Source organism: Deinococcus maricopensis DSM 21211 (assembly GCF_000186385.1).
Classification (GTDB): domain Bacteria; phylum Deinococcota; class Deinococci; order Deinococcales; family Deinococcaceae; genus Deinococcus_B; species Deinococcus_B maricopensis.
The window spans coordinates 2,121,884-2,141,706 of record NC_014958.1 but is presented as its reverse complement, the minus strand read 5'-3'; the positions used below and the strand labels follow the sequence as shown (position 1 = coordinate 2,141,706).

The window sequence follows — 19,823 nt, the reverse complement described above, 5'->3', positions numbered from 1 at the left end:
GGTTAGCGGATGGGGGGGTCGCCGGCGGGCGGGTCGCGGCGCTTCGTGCTGGTGACGCCCGCGAGAATGCCGATCCCCAGCAGGATGACCGCGCCGATCAGCACATACGACTGCGGCCACCCGAAGGTGTTCCCCGCAATGAACAGCGCGACGATCAGAACGATGATCCCGATCATATAAATCATGAAGTTGCTCATGTGCTCCGTCCTCCTTAGATGAGTTGAGTGTAGGCAGCCAGACTGACCCTTGCATGACGCATTCCTTGAAGAAACGTTGCCCTGATCCTTAGAGCCTGATGACAAAACACGGTGCGCAGCGCAGCGTCAGTGGCCCGCGCGGGCCATCTTGACGCCTGAAGCGGCGATGGCCAGCGCCCCTCGAAACCGGAGAGGCGGCACACCGTGCCCTTCCATCCTGCGTGCCCTCTCACTCCTGTGGATTGTCCGGGAGCACGCCCCTCAATGTGCGCCACCCCGGGGCCGTCCCACCTCGGACTGCGCGCTCGCCAGGGCTCAGCCCGCGTCGCAGGCGTCCACGGCCTCGGAGGCGTCCACGAACCCTTCGGGAGAGAAGGTGTACGACACGTTCAGGTCGCGCTGCAGTGCCCCCCCGCGCCCCTCGATGCGGACCTTTACAAGGCGGCCTTCCACGAACGCGCTATAGATGCGGGCTGAAGTGTCCTCGTCGAACGCGAGCGCCTGCGTCTGCACCGGCAGGTACCCGACGATCCCCAGCGTGGGCGTGACCGTCTCCGCGCCGAACTGCACCGTCACGCGGTACAGGTTCCCGATCTGTTTTCGCAGGTCGTACGGGCGGTCATCGTCCGCCAGAAGCCGTACCGGTGTCGAAACGAAGAAGTTCAGGTTGCCGTCCCCGAGACACTTCATGAACAGGCTGGCGCGGTTGGTCTGCTCGGCGTCCAGAATGACCGTCCCCATGTTCTGCCCGGTGTACGGATCCCGGAAAGCCCAGTAGAACGCCTTCGTGCCAGGAATCCGCTTTTCCTGCGTCTCGGCGTGCACAGCGGAAGACAGAACGAGGGCGAGGGCTGCCCCCCAGCGGACAAAACGAGAAACCATACCGTGAGCGTAAAGGCACCCTGCTTGCATTGGCAGGGCGTCCCGCAAGCAGGCCGGACCACCGAGCGCGGCACCCATGGAACGCTGAAGCCGTATGCACGGGCTGGGCGCTATCGTCAGGGCGTGACCCCTGACGCCCTCGCGCGCGCACTGACCGGCCCGGCCAACCACCTGCGCCTCGAAGACGCCCCCGCCATGATCGCGCTCGGGCTCGCCGCCGCCATCCGCGCGCAGCTCACGGACGCGCACCCGCTGCGGGCCGCGCTGGACCGCCCACGGCTTGCGCTGCTCGCCCGGCACATGCGCGTCCGTGCGGACGTCACCTTCCTGCTGCGTGCCTGGAACGCCGCCGGGATCACGCCCGTGCTGCTGAAGGGCTTCGCGCACGCCCTCTTCACGCACGCGGACCCAGCCGCGCGCCCCTACGGGGATGTGGACCTGTGGCTCCCTGCGCCGCACGCTCCGCGCGCGCTCCTGGTGGCGCGGCACCACGGCTGGACGGACGACGGCCTGATCGACGCGCGCCCTGTGGACGCACGAGGTCGCTCACGCGTACAGCCCCAGCGGGCACGCGCGCCTCGACGTGCACCGCTGCATCACCGGATTCGGTATGGGCCGCGACGCCCACGTCCGGCGCGTCACGCGGGCAATGATTCACGACGCGCACGACGTGGCCCTGGGGACGCCCGCGCGCGCGTGCTCACCCCCGTGGACGCCGCGCTGTTGGTCGCCCTCACACGCTGCTGGAGCGCGGACGCCGGTCAGCCGAAACCCGCCGATTACCTCGACCTGCGCGCACTGCACGAGCGTTTCAGCGTGCAGCCCGAGCAGGTCGCGCGGCGCGCGGCGGCCCTCGGAGCGGCGCACACCTGGGCGGCGTTCCTGAAGCGCGTAAACCCGTGGGCCGGCACGCTCACACTCGACGAACCCCACGCGCGCGCGGATAATGACGCGGCGCTCCGACGGGACGGCCTGAATGCCCGCGCCGCGCAGCGGCGGTACCGATGGCGGACGCTGCCGGTCGCCGCGCATGATGTGCTCATGGCCACACCGGACATCCTGTGGGCGCACCGAGCAGTACGCGCAGGCGGTGACGTGCGCGCCGCCCCGCAGCGCCTAACCCTCCGCAGTTCGCGTGGGCCGCAGTTCGCGCAGGTGGTGTCTGCCGTGCGTGGCGTCACGTGGGTGACGCGGCTGCTGTACCCCCACGCGAGTGAACGTGGTGTGTGCCTGCCGCGCTCGCTCGCGCTGTACCACGCGCTTCTGCGCCGTGGCCTGCACGCGACATTCGTCAGTGGTGTTCGCCGCGCGGCGGACGGCATTGCCGGGCACGCATGGGTGGAGTGGCCACGGGAACTGCGTGACTTCGAGGAACCGAGGGTGCGGGACGCCTACCGGGTGACGTTCAAGGTCAGCCCCGAACGCTGAGGGTCGCCTGCGCCTGGGCTGCCGGGGCAGGTGCGTTCTGCCAGGAGCCGTGGGACTGCGGGTTTGTCTGGCCGGGCAGTACGGGACCATCAGCGCTGCTGATAGAACAGCGTATGAGCATTGTTGCCGTTTTCACATTATCGGCCCTTGGCCACGTTCACCCCACGCTGCCCATCGTTGCTGAACTGGTCCGGCGCGGCCACCGCGTCGTGTACTACTGCGGTGAGGCAGTCCGCCAGAAGATCGAAGCGACGGGCGCTGAGTGGCGCGCCGTGCCCTGGGACTTCACGCCTGTCGAGCGGGCGCCGCGGCCCCGGCTGAGCGCGTACGCCCTTGAGCAGGCACGCTGTGCCGAAACGCTGCTGCCCCAGCTCCTCAAGGAGCTGCAAGACCTCAACCCCGCGTGCGTCATGGTCGACTTCATGTGCTTCTGGGGTCGCATCGTGGCGCGCACCCTTCAGCTTCCCACCGTGAACCTCAGCAGCAGCTTCGCGCTGGGTCCGGGCGTGCTGCCCCCACGTCCCGTTCTCATGGCCCTCGACCTCGCCGGCGCTCCCCTGCAGGGTGCCCGCGAGGTGCTGGCCGTGCGGCGCACCACGCAACGCCTGTCGCGTCAGTACCGCCAGGCGGACCTTCGGACCCAGTTTGATCTGCTGTCCATGGACGGGGACGACGTGCTGGTGTGCACTGCGCGCGCCTTCCAGCCGCACGCGGAACGCTTCGGCGAGCGGTTCCAGTTTGTGGGCCCGTCCGTCGCGCCCCGCGCCCGCGAGGCCACCACGGACCTCCCCCGGCTGGACGAGCGGCCCCTGGTGTACGTCTCGCTGGGCACCGTGTTCAACCACAAACTCGATTTCTTCCGTGAGTGCGTTCATGCGTTCGCGGATGGGCAGTATCAGGTGATTTTGTCGGTCGGGCAGAGCACGGACCCGGCAGCGCTCGGGCCGCTGCCGCCGCACATGCATGCCCGGGCGTACGTACCGCAGCTGGACGTGCTCGCCCGCGCGGCGGTATTCATCACGCACGCCGGCATGAACAGCGTGTCGGAAGCCATGGCTCACGAGGTCCCGGTGGTCGCGGTGCCGCAGGCGGCGGATCAGTTCACGATTGCGCAGCGCGTGGCGGCCCTGGGTGTGGGCCGGAATCTGCTGCCGTTCCAGCGGCGTGCTCGGCACCTGAGGGCCGCCACGGACGCCCTCGTGGCCGACGCAGCGGTGCGTTCGCGCTGCCGTGCGCTCCGGCAGGCGTTCGAGCAGGCCGGCGGTCCCACGCGCGCTGCAGCTGTCATAGAGGCCCGGATGGCCGGGCAGGCCTGACGCCGGAGGGTCCCCGGGTGCCGTGGAGGCGCGCGGCGCCAGCCGGGAAGGCGGCTGGCAGCGCCCGGCGGCCTCTCCGTGCACCCCATCGGCCCGCCTGGGTGCACCCCTCGCTCGTTTTGCCCGGAATGGCGAGGGCCGCTCAGGGGTGGCGTATTGATCCAGCACACACGACGCCGGCCTGCCCGGTGCGGCACACTGAGGCATGTCCGGTGCTTCTCTCCCGCCCGATGAGCCTGCGCGGCTCTTTGACCTGGCACGCACCTCCATTCTGGACAGCGCTGCCGAGGCCAGCTTCGACCGTATCGTGCGTCTCGCAGCGCGCCTGCTGAATGTGCCCATGGCGGCGATCAACTTCATTGACGTGGATCGTCAGTGGGCGAAGGCGGCTGTGGGGCTGTCGCGGGGCGACACGCCGCGTGAGCAGGCCTTCTGCGCCTGGACGATCCGTCAGGACGCGCCGCTGGTCGTTCCGGATGCCACGCAGGATCCGCGCTTCACGTCGAACCCGTTGGTGCTTGGTGAGCCGGGGATTCGTCTGTATGCCGGCGTGCCGCTCACCACTGCTGGCGGGCACCGGATCGGCGCGCTGTGTATCGTGGATCAGGCGCCCCGTGACGTCAGTGAGGAAGCGCTCGAAACGTTGCAGGACCTCGCGGCCCTGACCGTGGATGTGCTGGAGGCCCGCCAGTTGCGCCTCATGAACACCGCAAACGAGGTGGAGGACGAACGGTACGTGCAGGCCGTGCAGGCGGTGCAGGGGGCGGTGGAGGCGGACTCGGTGGTGGAGGCGGGCGTCGCGGCCCTCAGGGTGGTGGGCGAGACGCTGGATGTGGACTGGGTAGGCCTGGTGCAGTTCGGGGCTGGGGTGGTGCGGGTGCATTCGGCGCACGTTCCAGCCGACCTTGACGTGGAAGTGTCGCGGCTGGAGGCGTACCTGCGGGCGGCGGACGACGTGTTCACGCAGGCGCTCCCGACCCTGGCGGACGCGCAGTACGTGGACGAGTACGCATTGCAGCCGTTGGCGGCGCCGTTCCCGTTGCAGGCCGAGGTGCGTGTGCAGGGGGCCGCCTGGGTGCCGGTGGGCGCTGTGCACGGCAGCACGTACCTGCTGGTGGCGCTGCGGTTCGCGCGGCGCGCGTGGACGCTCAACGAGCGCGCGCTGCTGGAGTTGACAGCTCGGCAGGTACGGGCCGCTTTCGCGCGTCCGCGCCCATAAGGGCCCGGCGGCCGGGAGGCGTAGCGCGTCCGTTCAGTCGGCGGTCCGGCCGGCGCGGGCTGAGCGGGTCAGTGGTGGGGAAAGTCCGGGTGGACGACGTCCTCGCGGGTGGCGCCGCGGATCTGCAGGTGGCGCAGGACCCCCGGGAGTGCGGCGGTCACGGCGGCGCGCGCGGCGGTGGTGAGGGGCACGCCGGTGGCGCCCCACAGCGCCTGCACGCGTTCGGCGGCGCTCAGGTGGGCGGGCGCGCCGAGCACCATGAGCGTCCGCAGGGGCGGACCGGCGGTCGTGGTCACGGGCAGGATGACCTTGCCGTGCGCGTCGCGGGGGAGGGCGGCGGGGTTCACGTGGGGGGCAAACCGCTGGAGGCTGGTGTCGTGCAGGCGCAGGCCGTCATCCCAGCCGTAGGTCTGCCGGGTGGCGGGGTCGAGCCACGCGGCGTCTTCGGCGATGAGCTGCCAGCCGGAGGTGAGCAGGCGGAGCGCGGCGGTGCTTTTCCCGGCGCCGCTCTCGCCGGTGAGGGCGACGGTGTGCGCGCCGCGCGTGAGGATGGCGGCGTGCAGGGGCAGGAGGCCGCTGGCGCGGTGCGCCTCAGTGAAGGCGAGGTGCGCGGCGAGGGTTTCCTGCGCGCTGGGGTGGTCGGGGAGGTGCAGCGTGCTGGTGTGCGCGTCCACCTGGAAGGCGAGGGTGGAGCCAGCAAGTGCCCAGTGGGCGCCGTCGGCGATCAGGGGGAGGGGGCCCTGGGCGGTGGTGATGGTGCGTGCAGCGCCGTGCGCCGCGCGGGGCAGGGGAGGGCGCACGTGGAGGGTGTGCCGGGCGGGGGCGGGGGTGGTGGCCCGGGCCCATTCGGCGCGCAGGGCGGGGCGGTCCGGGCCGTGCACAGTGACGGTGGTGTGCAGGCTGCGGAAGTGGTTCACGCGTGCGTGACGAAGTGCCGGCGATGCAGGTCGTCGAGCGTGGTCTGCGCGTCAGCTTGGGCGTCGTGGGTGGGGGCGCCGAGGTCCTGCAGGAGTTGCGTGATGGTGTGGGTGGTGGCGGGCAGGGCGTTCCAGATGGCGCGGGCGGTGCCGTTGAGGCTGACCATGTCGCCGGTGTTGGCGTGTAGGAGGACCAGTTCGTCGTCGAGGTCGGTGGCCAGGGCGTCGGGGGTGGGCGTCCACATGGGCGCAGCATAGCGTCCCTGGCCAACGTCTGATGGTCAGACCAGTAGGCATATATAATTTTGACAAAAATCACATTAAACTCAGGTCCGGAGAAAACCATGACTTTTACCCCCCGCGAGACGACCTCTCGGGCGCCTTCCGCTATGCGCCCGCCCTACCAGAAACCCACCATCAAGCCGCTCGGCGCCTGGACGAACGTCACGCTGGCCATCTCGGTCCCCATTGGACCCGGCAGCCGCATCTTCTACGGCCTCAGCAACCCCCAGACCCCCCAGGACACCTGACAGGACCCCCCATGACCCGAAAAGCGCTGCCCCTCATGGCCCTGCTCGCCCTCGCCGCGTGCAGCCAGCCCACCACCCAACGCCCCCAGCCCGCTCCCGCGCAACCCGCCAGCGCCGGCGTGTACGAAGTCAGCTTCCTGAACGCCTTCAGCAAGAATGCTGATACGCGCGTCACCGCCCTGCCGACCGCCAGCCTGCGCGGCCAGACCCTCGGCAACGTCAGCGGCGCCCTGAACTTCAGCAAGCTCAGCGTCGACACCTTCACGGTCGAAAGCACCGGCAAACGCTACGTGCGCGCCACGTACCGCGTCACGAACAACACCGGCCGCGCCATCGAGAACCTGACGTTCGTGCCCCTCAACACCGACGACACCGACGGCGACGCCAGCAACAACGCCACCACCCCCACCGTCGGCGCCACCGCCTTCAAGGACGTCCGCTACTACGACGGCAGCGACGCCAGCGCCCGCGCCACGGCCCTTACGCCCACCCGCGCGCAAACCTACGACCCCAACACCAACAGCGTCAGCAACGACGCCAGCGCCACGCCGTACCTCACCGGCCTCGACACCAGCGCCCTCACGCCCGACGCCCCCGCCGGCCTCAGCGCGAACTTCGTCGCCCCCGCCGGCTGGCGCGCCAGCACCTTCCTCGCGCCCGGCGCGAGCAGCGTCGTCACCTTCGCCGTCAGCCTCGACATGGCCCAGACGCCCGCCGGCGACCCCTTCGCGTTCAGCGTCGTCGTCACGGCCGCGGACGAACCGCAGCCCATCACCCTCACCGCCATTCACGCCGCGCAGGGCGCCACGCCCAACGGCGACGCCGCCACCCCCCTGAACGGCCAGGCCGTCACGGTGCAGGGCGTCGTCACCGGCAACTACAGCGGCGCCGGGAAACTCAACGGCTTCTACATTCAGGCGCCCGACGCCGACGCGGACGCCGACCCCACCACCAGCGAAGGCCTGTTCGTGTACTGCGGCGGCACGTCCACCTGCACCGACGTGAACGTCGGCGACCTCGTGCGCGTGAGCGGCACCCTCGCCGAATTCGGCGGCGGCACGCAACTCGGCACGGTCACGCGCCTCGACGTCATGGCCACCAACCAGCCGCTCCCCGCGCCCGTCGACGTGACCCTCCCCGTCGCCACCACCGGCACCTGGGAACGCTACGAAGGCATGCGCCTGCGCTTCCCCGGCACCTTGACCGTCACCGACAACTACGGCTACGGCCGCTACGGCCAGCTTGGCCTCAGCAGCGGCGGCCGCCTGTACAACCCCACCAACGGCAACGACGCCAGCACCGCCGACCTCAACACCCGCCGCAAGATCATCCTCGACGACGGCGTCAGCAGCCAGAACCCCGGCACGCTCGCGTACCTCAGCGACCAGAACACCCGCCGCACCGGCAGCACCACCGCCGACCTCGCCGGCATCTGGGCGCAGAACAGCGGCGGCTACATGCTCGAACCCACCGGCCTCGTCGCGTTCACCGACGCGAACCCCCGCCAGGACAGCCCCAACGACGTCGGCCAGAACGCCACCGTCCGCGTGGCCGGCGCGAACGTCCTCAACTACTTCACGGCACTCGTCAACAGCAACACCGGCTGCACGACCGACGGCGTCGACGCGAACGCCCGCGGCGCGAACAACTGCGGTGAATTCCTGCGCCAGCAGGCCAAAGTCGTCGCTGCCCTCAAGGGCCTCAACGCCGACGTCGTCACCCTGATGGAGGTGCAGAACAACGGCGACAAGGCCCTCGCCAACCTCACCGACGCCCTCAACGCCGCCGTCGGCGCCGGCACGTACGACTACATCCACACGGGCACTATCGGCACCGACGCCATCCACGTCGCCATGATCTACAAGCCCGCGAACGTCACGCCCGTCGGCGCGTACCGCATCGACAACAACAACGTGTACTCCCGCCCGCCGCTCGCTCAGACCTTCAAGGACAACCACGGCGGCGTGTTCACCGTCGTCGCCAATCACCTCAAGAGCAAAGGCAGCTGCCCCACCAGCGGCGACATCGACAACGGCCAGGGCTGCTGGAACACCCTGCGCGTCCAGCAGGCGCAGGCGCTGCTGAACTTCGTGGACACCCTCAAGACCGCCACCGGCGACCAGGACGTCCTGCTCATGGGCGACTTCAACGCGTACGGCAACGAGGACCCCATCAACACCATCGTCGCGGGCGGCTTCGAGAGCCTCAACAAGCGCATTCCCGCCGAGGACCGCTACAGCTACCAGTTCGGCAGCCTGTTCGGGTATCTCGATCACGCCCTCGCCACCAACACCCTCGCGGGGCAGGTCACGGGCATCACCGAGTGGCACATCAACAGCGATGAACCCACTGTCGCCGACTACAACGTCGAATTCAAGAACGTCCCCGGCTGCACCTCCGCCAGCTGCACCGGCCTGGACCTCTACGGCCCCGGCCCGTTCCGCGCGAGCGACCACGATCCCGTCCTCGTCGGCCTGAACCTCACGCCCACCAATGCCCTCGGCGTGAACGCCACCGGCGCGGGCACCGCCACCACCGGCCAGCCGTACACCCTCACCATCAGCTCGACCGGCACCCCCACCGCCCTCAGCGTCGACTGGGGTGACGGCACCACCGAACCCGTCGCGGCGAACGCCACCAGCGCCAGCCACGCGTACGCCAGCGCCGGCGCGCGCACCATCACCGTGACCGCCACGCGCGGCACCGAAACGCAGACCGCCACGCAAAACGTCACCGTCGGCGACGCCACCGTGACCCTCACCGCGCCCGCCACCGCCGCCGTCACCATCGGCAGCGGCACCACCCTGAGCGCCACGCTGAGTGCCGCGTACAACCTCGGCAGCGTCACCGTCACCGCCGCCACCGCCCAGAGCGGCCTGAGCGCCACCGTCACGCCCGCCACCGCCGGCAACGGCACCACCGCGCTCAGCGTCAACGTGAGTGCCGACAGCGCCGTACCCGCCGGCACGTACCCCATCACGCTCACCGCCACTGGCACCGGCGTCAGCGACAGCAAAACCGTGAACGTCACCGTGAGCGCCGCGCAGGCCGGTGTGGGCCGCCTCGTCATCAGCCAGGTGTACGGCGGCGGCGGCAACAACGGCGCGCAGTACAAAAACGACTTCATCGAGCTGTTCAACGCCGGCAGCGGCCCCATCAGCACGCAGGGCCTGAGCCTGCAATACGCCGGCCCCACCGGCGCGTTCGGCACCGCGAACGTCTTCGCGCTGCCCGCGCTGACCGTCCAGCCCGGCCGTTACGTGCTCGTGCAGCTCGCCGCCGGCACCGGCGGCACCGTGGACCTCCCCACCCCGGACGCCACCGGCGCCCTCGCGCTCGGCGGCACGAACGGCAAGGTCGCTCTCGCCAGCAGCACCGCCGCCATCAGCGGCAAGAGTGACGCGAGCGTCCTCGACTTCGTCGGGTACGGCAGCGCCAACGAATTCGAAGGCACCGCCGGCGTCAGCGCCCTCAGCAACAGCACCGGCGCGCAACGCAAGAACGCCGGCTGCACGGACACCAACCAGAACAGCACTGACTTCAGCGTCGCGGCGCCCACGCCCCGCAACAGCAGCACCGACGCGAACCTCTGCCCCTGAACCCACCCGCAACCACGGAGGCGCCCGGCATGATCGGGCGCCTCCGTGCGTTCCAGCCCGCCCCCTGACCCCACCTGAGGTTTCTCCTGCTACAGTCGGAACGTTCACGCCGCGTGAGGCGTGAGCAACAGCTGATCCCACCACGTGAGATGGGAGAAAGAGGACCTATGACTACCACCCCGCGGAGCGGCCTCGACCGCTACTTCGGCATCTCGGAACACGGCTCGACCGTCCGCCGCGAACTGCGCGCCGGCCTCACGACGTTCCTGACGATGAGCTACATCCTGTTCGTCAACCCGCAGACGCTCAGCCTCGCCATTCCCGTCGACAACGCCTTCGTGCAGCTGCTGATGGTCACCGCCATCGCCGCCGCGTTCGGCAGCCTGATGATGGGCCTCGTCGCGAAGTACCCGTTCGCGCAGGCACCCGGCATGGGCCTGAACGCCTTCTTCGCCTTCAGCGTCGTCCTCGGCCAGAAGATCCCCTGGCAGACCGCCCTCGGCGCCGTGTTCATCTCCGGCCTGCTATTCGTCCTGCTCAGCGTCATCGGCGCGCGGCAGGCCATCGTGCGCGCCATCCCCAACAGCCTGAAGTTCGCCATCACCGCCGGCATCGGCGCGTTCCTCGCGTTCATCGGCCTGAAGAACGCCGGCATCGTCATCAGCAACCCCGCCACGTTCGTCAGCCTCGGGAAGTTCAGCAGCGCCCCCGTCCTGATCGCCGTCGCGGGCCTGATCATCACTGCCGTCCTGCTCGCCCGCCGCGTGAAAGCCGCGATCCTGTGGGGCATCCTTGCCAGCACCGTCCTCGCGATCATCACCCGCGCGCCCGTGTACCCCGGCGCGAAAGAAGGCACGTTCGCGCCGTTCGCGGGCTTCACGAACGGCCTGATCGCCGCGCCCGTGTGGCCCGCCGACCTCGTGTTCAAACTCGACCTCGGCGGCGCCCTGGGCCTCGGCGTGCTCGGCGTCGTCTTCACGTTCTTCTTCGTGGACTTCTTCGACGCGACCGGCACTCTCACCGGCCTCGCGCAGAAAAGCGGGTACCTCAGCGAAACCGGCGACCTGCCGCGCGCGCGCCGCGCCTTCGCCATGGACGGCCTCGCCGCCATGTTCGGCGCCCTCATGGGCACCAGCACCACCACCGCGTACATCGAAAGCGCCAGCGGCATCGAGGAAGGCGGACGTACCGGCCTCACCGCCGTGACCGTCGGCGTGCTGTTCCTGCTCGCCATGTTCCTCTGGCCGCTCGCGGGCGCCATCCCCGCCGCCGCGACCGCCCCCGCGCTGATCCTCGTGGGCGCGCTGATGTTCGACGGCCTGCGCCACGTCCACTGGGACGACGCGAGCGACGGCATCCCCGCGTTCCTCGCGGTCATCGCCATGCCGCTCACGTACAGCATCGCGAACGGCGTCAGCTTCGGCGTCATCAGCTACGTCGCCATCAAGGCCCTCAGCGGCCGCGCCCGCGACGTTCACCCCGCGCTGTACATCGTCGCCGCGCTGCTGCTCGCACGCTACATCTGGCTGGCGGAGTAACCCGCACTGCAGGAGGGGCGGGCCGTCCGGCCCGCCCCTCCTCATGCGCGTGGACCTGGGCGGGGAGGCGCCCCGCAAAAGAGCCGGTGCGGGGTGCCTCCCGGACGGACGCGCGCGCCTGTGCGTTTCGTTCGCAAGCCCTTAACGGCCCGGGAAGGCACGGCGCGCGCGCGTGCGGTACGGTGCGCGCATGACCTCGCCGATCCTCGACCTTGCGGGCGTGACGCTGGACGTCAACCACCTCCCACGCGCCGCGCGGTACTACGCGCAACTGTTCGGCCTGACGCTGGAAACCCTTGACGACGAACGCGGCGTCGCCACCCTGCGCGTGAACGACCACCAGACCCTCACACTGTGGCGCCCCACCACCCGCACCCACCCGGACGACACGCTCGCGCCCCTGCGGGCACGCGGCGCGTCGCACCTCCATTACGCCTGGCAGGTTCACCAGGACGACCTCGACGCCTGCAAAGCCACCCTCGACGCGCACGGCGTGCCGTGGCAGGCCATCAACCTCGGCACCGACGACCACCCGGACGTCGGCCTGTACTTCCTCGACCCCTGCGGCCACGGCTTGGAGCTGCGCGGCGTGAACCCCGACGACGAGCGCCGCCCATTCCTGCCCGTGCGGCCCGTGCCGCGCCCCACCTGGGCACTGCCGATCCTGGGCCTGCGCGAGGTCGCCCTCGCCTTCGAGGACTACGCCGCCATGAAGACTCGCCTGCCCCGCGCGTACGGCTTCGCGTTCGCGAAGGAGCAGGACGGCCGCGACTTCGCGCAGTTCACCCTCGGGCCGAGCGCCGAGGAGGACGGGAACGGCACGCCCCGCCGCTGGCTGTACGCGTGGGACCCGCAAATCGGCCTCGCGGACATGCCCGGCGGGGACCACGCCACCGTCAGCTTCTACGCGGACGTGCCTGACGTGACCCGGCGCGTGCAGGCCGAAGGGCTCCCGCACGTCACCCTGCCCGGCGGGGCGCTCGCGGCGCGCGACCCGGACGGGCACGTGTTCGTGTTCCACCCCGCGCCCGCCCGGCCATGACCGCCCCCCGCAAACCCGACTTGACGCCCTACCTCGGGCAGCGTGTCCGCGTCATCGTCGACCGGCCGCTCGGGAGCGTCCACCCGCGCCACCCGGACCTCACGTACCCCGTGAATTACGGCGAGCTGCCCGGCACGACCAGCGGCGACGGGCACCCCATCGACGCGTACCTCGTCGGCTGGGACGTGCCCCTCCGCGAGGCCGAAGGCACCGTCGCGGCCATCGTCATCCGCCCCGGCGACCACGAGGACAAACTCATCGTCGTGCCCACAGGCGCGGCGTGCACGGCCGAGCAGCTGCGCGCCGCCGTGCACTTCCAGGAGCGGCACTTCGCCGGGAGCCGACTGATTCCCGGTACGCTGGGCGCGTGAGCACCCCCACCACCCTCATCACCGGCGCGACCGGCGGCATCGGCCGCGCCCTCGCGGACGCCCTCCACGACCACCAGCTGATCCTCGCCGGTCGCGACGCCGACAAGCTCCGCGCCCTCGCCGAAGCCCTCCCGAACGCCCACACCCTCACGCTCGACCTGCACCACCCCGAAACGTTCGCGGACGCCCTCCAAGACCTCGGCGTGATCACGAACGTCATCCACAACGCCGGCGTCGTCGACCTGGGCCGCGTCGCGGAGCAGGACGCGGACGTGTGGACGCGCACCCTCGCCGTGAACGTCGTTGCGCCTGCCGCGCTCACCCGCGCGCTCCTCCCGCAACTGCGCGCCGCGCGCGGCCACGCCGTATTCATCAACAGCGGCGCGGGCCTGCGCGCGAACGCCGGCTGGGGCAGCTACGCTGCCAGCAAGTTCGCACTGCGCGCCCTCGCGGACGTCCTGCGCGAAGAGGAAGCGGCGCACGGCGTGCGCGTCACCACCGTCTACCCGGGCCGCACGGACACCGACATGCAGCGCAAGGTGCGCACGCAGGAGGGCGGCGAGTACCAGCAGGACGCGTACATCGATGCGCGCAGCGTCGCCGCGACCGTCCGGTTCGTGCTGCACGCGCCGCGCGACGCGGACCTCACGGACGTGACCGTCCGCCCCGGCGTGCGCTGATTGCGAGTGTCTCAAGGTGGGGCGCGCCACGTCGGCGCGCCCCACCGGCCTGCTCAGGAGGGGCGCACTGCAGAGCTAAACGCCCCTGAACGGCCACTTCATCCGAACCGGCCGCGCCGTCCGCACAGTGAACTCGACGCATCGTCAAGGGAGGCTCACGTATGCACCGACGCTGGTTGACGGCTCCACTCACAGCCGCGCTCCTCACCGCCTGCACCACCCCCGGCACCACTCCGAGCGACGGCAACGGCCCACCCACCGGCGGCACACCGCCCCCCACGGACTTCACGCTCGCGCCCACCACCGTCACCGTTCCCGAAGGGCTGCGCAGCGCCCCGTTCAACGTGCCCCGCACCCTCAACGTCCCCAGCGGCAGCCGCGTCCGCGTGCTCGCCCGCGTGCCCGGCGCGCGCTTCCTGCTGGTCCTCCCGAACGGGGACGTCCTCGTGTCCCAGCCGGGCGCCGGACAGGTTGCCCGCATCCCCGCCGGGGGCGGCGCGCCCACGCCACTGCTCACGAACCTGCGCAAACCGCATGATCTCGTGCTCGCCACGCGCGGCGGCACAACGTACCTGTACGTCAGTGAAACGCACCGCGTCGCCCGCTACCCGCTCGTGAACGGCATTCCCAATGCCAGCGCCGCGCAGGTGATCGTCGCGAACCTCCCGGACGCCAGCACGCCCGAACTCAAGGGTGCGTACGGCCACGAACTGAAGAACATTGCCCTGGACGGCGACACGCTGTACGTGGCCATCGCGTCCGCCACGAACGCCGACCCGGCGGACCTTGCCGGCACCCCCAAACGCGGCGCCGTGTACGCTTACAACGCCGACACGCCCGCCCAGGACGGCCCGGCCGGACGCCTGGTCGCGCAGGGCCTCCGCAACGCCGAGGGCCTCGCCATCCAGCCGGGCACGCGGGACCTGTGGGTGGCCGTGAACAACCGCGACAACGTCGCCTTCCCCCGCCACGCGGACATCGACGGGGACGGCAGTGACGACTACGGCAAGGTCCTGCAGGGCTTCGTCGACAATTACCCGCCCGAGGAGCTCATCCGCGTGCGCGACGGCGGCAACTACGGCTGGCCGTTCTGCAACCCGAACCCGGACGGCGGGTGGCTGAACATGCCGCTCGAACGCGACGTGCAGACGAACGCCGACGGCAGCCGACTCGACTGCAGCAGCGCCGATCGAGTGACCGTCGGCATGACCGCGCACGCCGCGCCACTCGGCCTGACGTTCTGGACGGGCGCGAGCGTCCCCGCGCCGTTCCAGGGTGCTGCCGTCGTCGGGCAGCACGGCTCCTGGAACCGCACCAGCTTCAGCGGGCACGCGTTCGTGCTGTTCCCGAACACTGCAGGCGGCCTCGGGCCGGCCCGCGACCTCGTGACGGGTTTCGTGACGGACGCCGTCAACAAGGTCCGCTGGGGCCGCCCCGTGGACGCCGCGGTCGCCCCGGACGGCGGGCTGTACCTCAGTGACGACCTGAGCGGCACGGTGTACCACCTGCAACTCCCGCAGTAGCCCTGCCGCGCCGAACGTCCGACGCGAGGGCCTCAGGGCGCCGCGCGGCGGACGGCGCCCGCTGGCGCCTGACTTCGGGCCGCCCATATGCTTGCATGAAGGGTGCTCCCTTCCGCCTACCGCGCTGTCCTGTTCGACCTGGACGGCACCCTCCACGACCGCGACGCCACGGTGCGCGCCTACCTGCAGGGGCACGTGAAGCGTTACCCCGCCCCCGCCGCGTACGGCGCGCGCTTCCTGACCCTCGACGATTTCGGGTACCGCTCGAAACGCGAGGTGTTCCCGCAACTCGTCCGCGAGTTCGCGCTGCTGCACGATCCGGACGCCCTGTACGCCGACTACTGCACCCACTCGCTCGCGCGGCCCGCGTGCATGCCGCACGCGCACGCGGTGGTGGATGACCTGCGCGCGCACGGCGTCCGTGTGGGCGTCGTCACGAACGGGTGGAGCGACGCGCAACGCACCTGCCTGGACCGCCTGGACCTGACGCGCCGCGTCGATGCGGTCGTGATCAGCGAGGAGGTCGGTGTCAGCAAACCCGCGGCGCGCATCTACCATCTTGCCCTGAACGCCCTGGGGGTCACGCCCGCGCAGGCGCTGTTCGTCGGGGACAGCCCCAGGAACGACATTGCCGGCCCTCAGGCGATCGGGCTGCACGCGGCGCACCTGCCCACCAGTCATGCCCTCCCGCCGGGGGTGCACCCGGAGTACGTCTTAAGAGATTTACGGGACGTCACCCATATTGTGCTCGGTCCCCCCGCACGGCGCCCCCTGCATCCCGGAACCTGAAAGGCATGTCGCTTCCCCTGCCCGACGCCCTTCCGCCCTGCGATGTGGCCGTCATCGGCGCCGGCCCCTCGGGCCTGAACGCCGCGCTCGTCCTGGGCCGCGCCCGCCGAGACACGCTCCTCCTCGACGGCGGCCCGCCCCGCAACGCCCCCACACGCGCCGCGCACGGCGTGTTCACCCGCGACGGCGCCGCGCCCCTCGACCTGAAACGCGAAGCGCTCGCGCAACTCCAGCCGTACCCCGTCACGCACCTCGAAGTGCAGGTCGCGGACGTGCAACCGGAAGGGGACGCGTTTCGCGTGTTCCTCGAGGACGGCCAGGACGTCCTCGCCACGAAGGTGCTGTTCGCCACGGGCGTCCGTGACCTCCTCCCGGACATTCCGGGCTTGCGGGAACGCTGGGGCAGGAGCGTCTACCACTGCCCGTACTGCGACGGGTGGGAGCTGCGCGGGCAGGCCGTGGGCGTGCTCGGCACGGACGACGCCACGCACCACCTCGCGCTGTCGCTCACGTCGTGGACGCGGGAGGTGACGATCTTCACGGACGGCCCCTCGCAGTTCACGGACGAGCAGCGGCTCGACTTCGAACGCCTCGGCCTGAACGTCGTGGAGGCGCCCCTGCGCCGCCTGGAGGGCGACGGGGAGAACCTCGCGTGCGCGTACACCGATGACGGCGCGTTTGCGATCACGGCGTTGCTGCTCAGCCCGAAGCAGGAGCAGGCGTCCGCGCTGCCCGCACGGCTCGGGTGTGACCTGAACGACAAGGGTCGCGTCCTCACGGACGACGTGACCGGCGAGACCAGCGTGCCCGGCGTGTACGCCGTCGGGGACATGACGGGCGCGCCGCAGTACGTCATGAGCGCCGCCGCGAGTGGCATGACCGTCGCCGTCGCCGTGAACACCCGCCTGATCCACGACGCCCGACTGCGCGAGGGCGCACGCTTCCACAAGGGCGCGCGCGTGCCCGAGCAGGAGGACACCGTCGAGCGGCAGCACGAATCCACCACCGGCGAGCCCGACGCCTGAAGCCCCGGCAGCCCTGCGGACGCGGGGCTGCCTCGGGGCAACTCCCCTCCTCCTCTTGAGCTTCGCATCATCGCCCTTCAGGAACGGCCCCCTACATTGACGGCTACACCAGACTCCCGCTCCAGAAAGGCCTGACCATGACCCAGAAAATCCAGATGACCCGCGAAGGCTACGAACGCCTCGAGCGCGCCCTCGAACACGAACGCCAGCGCCGCGACGAAGCGACCGCCAGCATGGCCGCCGTCCTCGACGACGCCATCGACCTGGAGGACCGCTCCTTGCAGGCCGCGCAGCATGACTTCGCGGGCATGGACGCCCGCATCATGGAACTGGAGGACGCGCTCGTCCGCGCGGAAATCGTGGACACCGTGGATGACGCGGACGGTCACGTCCGCATCGGCTCCGTCGTGGACCTGCACGACAACACGCAGAACCGCGACGTGCGCGTCCAGCTGGTCAGCGCCGTGGAGACGACGCTGCTCGACGAGGGCATCACGCACGTGAGTGACGACAGCCCCGTCGGGAAGGCCCTGCTGGGCCGACAGCGCGGCGACACCTTCACGGTGGACCTCGGCGACCGCCAGAAGGACTACACCGTCCAGAACGTCGAGCACCGCTGAGCGCGGCGCTTGAGCGCCCGGTTACGGGCGCTCAAGCTCGGGAAGGGCAGGCCAGCGCCGCGGTTATTTCCTGAGGAAGCTCAGGAGCGCGGCGTTCACTTCCTCGGCGAACGTCCAGAGGATGTTGTGCGGGCCGTCCTTCAGGACGACGAGTTCACTGCCGGGAATCAGGGCGGGGAGGCGCGCGGCGGTGGCGTCGAACGGCAGGATGCGGTCGGCGTCGCCGTGAATGATGAGTGTGGGGACGTGGGTGCGCGCGAAGGCGTCCACGTCCGCGCGGAAGTCCGTGAGCCACGTGTCCACGCACGCGAGGGTCGCCCGGGCGGAAGCGCGCGCCGCGACGTTCCAGCTCATGCGCAGCACCTCCTCGCTGACGCGCGTGCCGAGCAGGGCGTCGGCGTTGTAGAAGTTCTGGAGGAATTCCGTGAGGTACGCGGCGCGGTCCTGGCGGATGGCGGCCTTGATGCCCTCGAAGACGCTTCCGTCCACGCCTTCGGGGTTGTCGTCGGTCTTGAGGAGGTAGGGTGGAATGGGGCCCATTAGGACGGCTTTACGGACGCGTTCGGTGCCGTGCTGGGCGATGTAGCGGGTGACTTCGCCGGTGCCCATCGAGAAGCCGACGAGGGTGGCGCCCTCCACGTCGAGGTGCGTGAGGAGCGCGTGGAGGTCGGCGGTGAAGGTGTCGTAGTCGTAGCCGCTGCTGGGTTTGCTGCTGGCGCCGAAGCCGCGACGGTCATACGTGATGACGCGGTGGCCGGCGTCGAGGAGCGCGGCTTCCTGGCGCTCCCAGGAGTGGCCGTTGAGGGGGAAGCCGTGGATCAGCACGACGGGTTGGCCACTGCCGTGGTCCTCGAAGTAGAGGTCGATGTTCTGCCCGTTTTCCTGCCCGACCGTGACGTATGACATGCGTGCCTCCTGTAGGGTGGTGCCCTGGCGTGCTCAGCGTATGGGCGGTGGGGGAGAGGCACGATGAGAGGAGCTTGACCAGACCTTCGCGTTCAACATCAAACGAACGGCTGTTCCGGCACCCACGCTCCCGGGCCACACCCGTCCCTTTACCGCCCGCGCGTCTCGAACCCCAGGCCCTCCAGCAACGTCCGCGCGCTCGCCACGTCCTCCACGCTCTCCAGCCCCAGGCGAATCGCGCCGCCCTCCTCGCGGATCGCCAGCACCTCAATGTCCTTGATGTTCACGCCTGCCGCGCCCAGCGCCTGCGTGACTGCGCCGATCTGATTCGGCCGGTCCGGCACGGCCACCACCAGATCGAACTTCGGCGGCAGCAGGCTGCGCTTCACGACCGGCAGGCTGTCCCGCGTGCGCTTCCCCTCATGCGCCGCCGCCAGCAACTCCTCCGGCGCGTCCAGGTCCGCTTCCAGGCGCTCCAGCTCCCGCCGGAACCGCACGAGCGCCGCCCGCAGCGCCTCCTTGTTTTCCACGACCATGTCGCGGCTCATGCGCGGATCGCCGCTCGCCACGCGCGTCAGGTCTCGGAACCCGCCCGCCGCGAGCAGCGACAGCCGCTCATCCCGCGCCACCATGTGCGTCAGCGCCAGCGACGCCAGGTACGGCAGGTGGCTGATCGTCGCCACCAGATGATCGTGCGCGTCCGGCGGCATCACCACCGGCGCGGCCCCCAGGTGCTCCACCAGCGTCCGCGCCCGCGACAGCGCCGGGAGCGGCGTGTCGTCCGTGGGCGTCAGCACCCAGATGGCGTTTTCCAGCAGCGCCGCCGACGCGTGCTCCACCCCCCCGCGCTCACTGCCGGCCATCGGGTGCCCCGGCACGAAATTCCGCACACCCAGTTGCGCGAGCGCGTCGGCCACCGGGCCCTTCACGCTGCCCACGTCCGTCACGAGTGCTTTGGGGTTCAGGTGCGGCGCGAGGTCCGCCGCGAGCTTCGGGAGGGCCTTCACGGGCGCGGCCAGCACCACGAGGTCCGCGCCGTTCAGCCACGGGCCGGGCGTCGCGCGCGCTTCATCAATCGCGCCGAGCGCCTCGGCGGTGCGCAGCGCATCCGAGTTGGCGTCGTACCCGATCACTCGGCGGGCCAGGAACCGCCCGCGCAGCCCATGCGCGACGCTCCCCCCGATCAGGCCGACGCCCGCAATCACAGCCGTCTCAAACAGCGGGGCAGGCTTCATGACGCG

The 19,823-nt window shown here is 70.5% G+C and carries 19 protein-coding genes; 13 read left to right on the top strand and 6 right to left on the bottom strand.

All coding sequences use genetic code 11. The annotated features are described in order from the left end of the window. Positions 1 to 2 precede the first annotated feature (2 nt). Both DEIMA_RS09965 and DEIMA_RS18270 read right to left on the bottom strand, forming a co-directional pair. The gene (locus DEIMA_RS09965) at positions 3 to 197 is read right to left on the bottom strand and encodes a hypothetical protein (RefSeq protein WP_013557131.1); all 195 of its coding nucleotides are present in this window, start codon (positions 195 to 197) and stop codon (positions 3 to 5) included. 315 nt (positions 198 to 512) lie between these two features. Further along, complete coding sequence (locus tag DEIMA_RS18270) at positions 513 to 1,079, bottom strand: hypothetical protein (RefSeq protein ID WP_013557130.1); 567 nt, start codon at positions 1,077 to 1,079, stop codon at positions 513 to 515. A 123-nt stretch (positions 1,080 to 1,202) separates the two neighbouring features. On the opposite strand from DEIMA_RS18270, the gene DEIMA_RS09955 reads away from it, so the two are divergent. The 3 genes from DEIMA_RS09955 (at position 1,203) to DEIMA_RS18420 (ending at position 5,042) form a co-directional block, all read left to right on the top strand. Further along, positions 1,203 to 2,507 carry a lasso peptide biosynthesis B2 protein gene (locus DEIMA_RS09955; protein WP_013557129.1) on the top strand — a complete coding sequence of 435 codons (1,305 nt, stop codon included), beginning with the start codon at positions 1,203 to 1,205 and terminating at the stop codon, positions 2,505 to 2,507. A gap of 113 nt (positions 2,508 to 2,620) precedes the next feature. Beyond that, positions 2,621 to 3,823, top strand: coding sequence for a macrolide family glycosyltransferase (locus tag DEIMA_RS09950; RefSeq protein WP_013557128.1), 1,203 nt, complete (start codon positions 2,621 to 2,623; stop codon positions 3,821 to 3,823). Positions 3,824 to 4,028: 205 nt separating this feature from the next. Continuing rightward, on the top strand, positions 4,029 to 5,042 hold the full coding sequence (locus DEIMA_RS18420; RefSeq protein WP_013557127.1) for a GAF domain-containing protein: 1,014 nt from the start codon (positions 4,029 to 4,031) through the stop codon (positions 5,040 to 5,042). Between the two features lie 68 nt (positions 5,043 to 5,110). Here DEIMA_RS18420 and DEIMA_RS09940 read toward each other — a convergent pair whose 3' ends face one another. Together DEIMA_RS09940 and DEIMA_RS09935 are read right to left on the bottom strand one after the other, a co-directional pair. After that, the gene (locus DEIMA_RS09940) at positions 5,111 to 5,959 is read right to left on the bottom strand and encodes a phosphoenolpyruvate carboxykinase (ATP) (protein ID WP_013557126.1); all 849 of its coding nucleotides are present in this window, start codon (positions 5,957 to 5,959) and stop codon (positions 5,111 to 5,113) included. Further along, a complete protein-coding gene (locus tag DEIMA_RS09935; protein WP_013557125.1) occupies positions 5,956 to 6,204 on the bottom strand; it encodes a PqqD family protein in 249 nt (82 codons plus the stop codon). Before DEIMA_RS09935 ends, DEIMA_RS09940 begins: the two co-directional genes overlap by 4 nt. A 144-nt stretch (positions 6,205 to 6,348) precedes the next feature. On the opposite strand from DEIMA_RS09935, the gene DEIMA_RS18260 reads away from it, so the two are divergent. The 10 genes from DEIMA_RS18260 (at position 6,349) to DEIMA_RS09890 (ending at position 17,676) form a co-directional block, all read left to right on the top strand. Continuing rightward, a complete protein-coding gene (locus DEIMA_RS18260) occupies positions 6,349 to 6,489 on the top strand; it encodes a hypothetical protein (RefSeq protein WP_218915635.1) in 141 nt (46 codons plus the stop codon). A gap of 11 nt (positions 6,490 to 6,500) precedes the next feature. Beyond that, the gene (locus DEIMA_RS09930) at positions 6,501 to 10,088 is read left to right on the top strand and encodes an ExeM/NucH family extracellular endonuclease (protein ID WP_013557123.1); all 3,588 of its coding nucleotides are present in this window, start codon (positions 6,501 to 6,503) and stop codon (positions 10,086 to 10,088) included. Positions 10,089 to 10,255: 167 nt separating this feature from the next. Then, positions 10,256 to 11,626: an NCS2 family permease gene (locus DEIMA_RS09925; RefSeq protein WP_013557122.1), complete on the top strand. Its 1,371-nt coding sequence runs from the start codon at positions 10,256 to 10,258 to the stop codon at positions 11,624 to 11,626. 190 nt (positions 11,627 to 11,816) lie between these two features. Further along, on the top strand, positions 11,817 to 12,668 hold the full coding sequence (locus DEIMA_RS09920; protein WP_013557121.1) for a VOC family protein: 852 nt from the start codon (positions 11,817 to 11,819) through the stop codon (positions 12,666 to 12,668). Next, positions 12,665 to 13,039: an inorganic diphosphatase gene (locus DEIMA_RS09915; protein ID WP_013557120.1), complete on the top strand. Its 375-nt coding sequence runs from the start codon at positions 12,665 to 12,667 to the stop codon at positions 13,037 to 13,039. Before DEIMA_RS09920 ends, DEIMA_RS09915 begins: the two co-directional genes overlap by 4 nt. After that, complete coding sequence (locus DEIMA_RS09910) at positions 13,036 to 13,719, top strand: SDR family oxidoreductase (protein WP_013557119.1); 684 nt, start codon at positions 13,036 to 13,038, stop codon at positions 13,717 to 13,719. The genes DEIMA_RS09915 and DEIMA_RS09910 overlap by 4 nt, the downstream gene beginning before the upstream one ends. Before the next feature lie 161 nt (positions 13,720 to 13,880). Then, on the top strand, positions 13,881 to 15,242 hold the full coding sequence (locus tag DEIMA_RS09905) for a PQQ-dependent sugar dehydrogenase (protein ID WP_013557118.1): 1,362 nt from the start codon (positions 13,881 to 13,883) through the stop codon (positions 15,240 to 15,242). Positions 15,243 to 15,344: 102 nt separating this feature from the next. Then, complete coding sequence (locus tag DEIMA_RS09900; protein WP_013557117.1) at positions 15,345 to 16,031, top strand: HAD family hydrolase; 687 nt, start codon at positions 15,345 to 15,347, stop codon at positions 16,029 to 16,031. Positions 16,032 to 16,036: 5 nt separating this feature from the next. Beyond that, entirely contained in the window at positions 16,037 to 17,056 is a 1,020-nt protein-coding gene (locus DEIMA_RS09895) for an NAD(P)/FAD-dependent oxidoreductase (RefSeq protein WP_013557116.1), read from the top strand. Positions 17,057 to 17,193: 137 nt separating this feature from the next. Continuing rightward, a complete protein-coding gene (locus DEIMA_RS09890; protein ID WP_013557115.1) occupies positions 17,194 to 17,676 on the top strand; it encodes a GreA/GreB family elongation factor in 483 nt (160 codons plus the stop codon). A gap of 63 nt (positions 17,677 to 17,739) precedes the next feature. Here the strand turns inward: DEIMA_RS09890 and DEIMA_RS09885 are convergent, their stop codons facing one another. Together DEIMA_RS09885 and DEIMA_RS09880 are read right to left on the bottom strand one after the other, a co-directional pair. Further along, positions 17,740 to 18,582, bottom strand: a complete 843-nt coding sequence (locus tag DEIMA_RS09885; RefSeq protein ID WP_013557114.1) for an alpha/beta fold hydrolase — start codon at positions 18,580 to 18,582, stop codon at positions 17,740 to 17,742. Positions 18,583 to 18,731: 149 nt separating this feature from the next. Next, a complete protein-coding gene (locus DEIMA_RS09880; protein ID WP_013557113.1) occupies positions 18,732 to 19,817 on the bottom strand; it encodes a prephenate dehydrogenase in 1,086 nt (361 codons plus the stop codon). Positions 19,818 to 19,823: the final 6 nt, after the last annotated feature.

Bases quoted from the DNA above. Each gene is read 5' to 3' on its own strand.
- DEIMA_RS09965 (WP_013557131.1), bottom strand. From the start codon at position 197: ATGAGCAACTTCATGATTTATATGATCGGGATCATCGTTCTGATCGTC.
- DEIMA_RS18270 (WP_013557130.1), bottom strand. From the start codon at position 1,079: ATGGTTTCTCGTTTTGTCCGCTGGGGGGCAGCCCTCGCCCTCGTTCTG.
- DEIMA_RS09950 (WP_013557128.1), top strand. From the start codon at position 2,621: ATGAGCATTGTTGCCGTTTTCACATTATCGGCCCTTGGCCACGTTCAC.
- DEIMA_RS18420 (WP_013557127.1), top strand. From the start codon at position 4,029: ATGTCCGGTGCTTCTCTCCCGCCCGATGAGCCTGCGCGGCTCTTTGAC.
- DEIMA_RS09935 (WP_013557125.1), bottom strand. From the start codon at position 6,204: ATGTGGACGCCCACCCCCGACGCCCTGGCCACCGACCTCGACGACGAA.
- DEIMA_RS18260 (WP_218915635.1), top strand. From the start codon at position 6,349: ATGCGCCCGCCCTACCAGAAACCCACCATCAAGCCGCTCGGCGCCTGG.
- DEIMA_RS09930 (WP_013557123.1), top strand. From the start codon at position 6,501: ATGACCCGAAAAGCGCTGCCCCTCATGGCCCTGCTCGCCCTCGCCGCG.
- DEIMA_RS09925 (WP_013557122.1), top strand. From the start codon at position 10,256: ATGACTACCACCCCGCGGAGCGGCCTCGACCGCTACTTCGGCATCTCG.
- DEIMA_RS09920 (WP_013557121.1), top strand. From the start codon at position 11,817: ATGACCTCGCCGATCCTCGACCTTGCGGGCGTGACGCTGGACGTCAAC.
- DEIMA_RS09915 (WP_013557120.1), top strand. From the start codon at position 12,665: ATGACCGCCCCCCGCAAACCCGACTTGACGCCCTACCTCGGGCAGCGT.
- DEIMA_RS09905 (WP_013557118.1), top strand. From the start codon at position 13,881: ATGCACCGACGCTGGTTGACGGCTCCACTCACAGCCGCGCTCCTCACC.
- DEIMA_RS09895 (WP_013557116.1), top strand. From the start codon at position 16,037: ATGTCGCTTCCCCTGCCCGACGCCCTTCCGCCCTGCGATGTGGCCGTC.
- DEIMA_RS09890 (WP_013557115.1), top strand. From the start codon at position 17,194: ATGACCCAGAAAATCCAGATGACCCGCGAAGGCTACGAACGCCTCGAG.
- DEIMA_RS09885 (WP_013557114.1), bottom strand. From the start codon at position 18,582: ATGTCATACGTCACGGTCGGGCAGGAAAACGGGCAGAACATCGACCTC.
- DEIMA_RS09880 (WP_013557113.1), bottom strand. From the start codon at position 19,817: ATGAAGCCTGCCCCGCTGTTTGAGACGGCTGTGATTGCGGGCGTCGGC.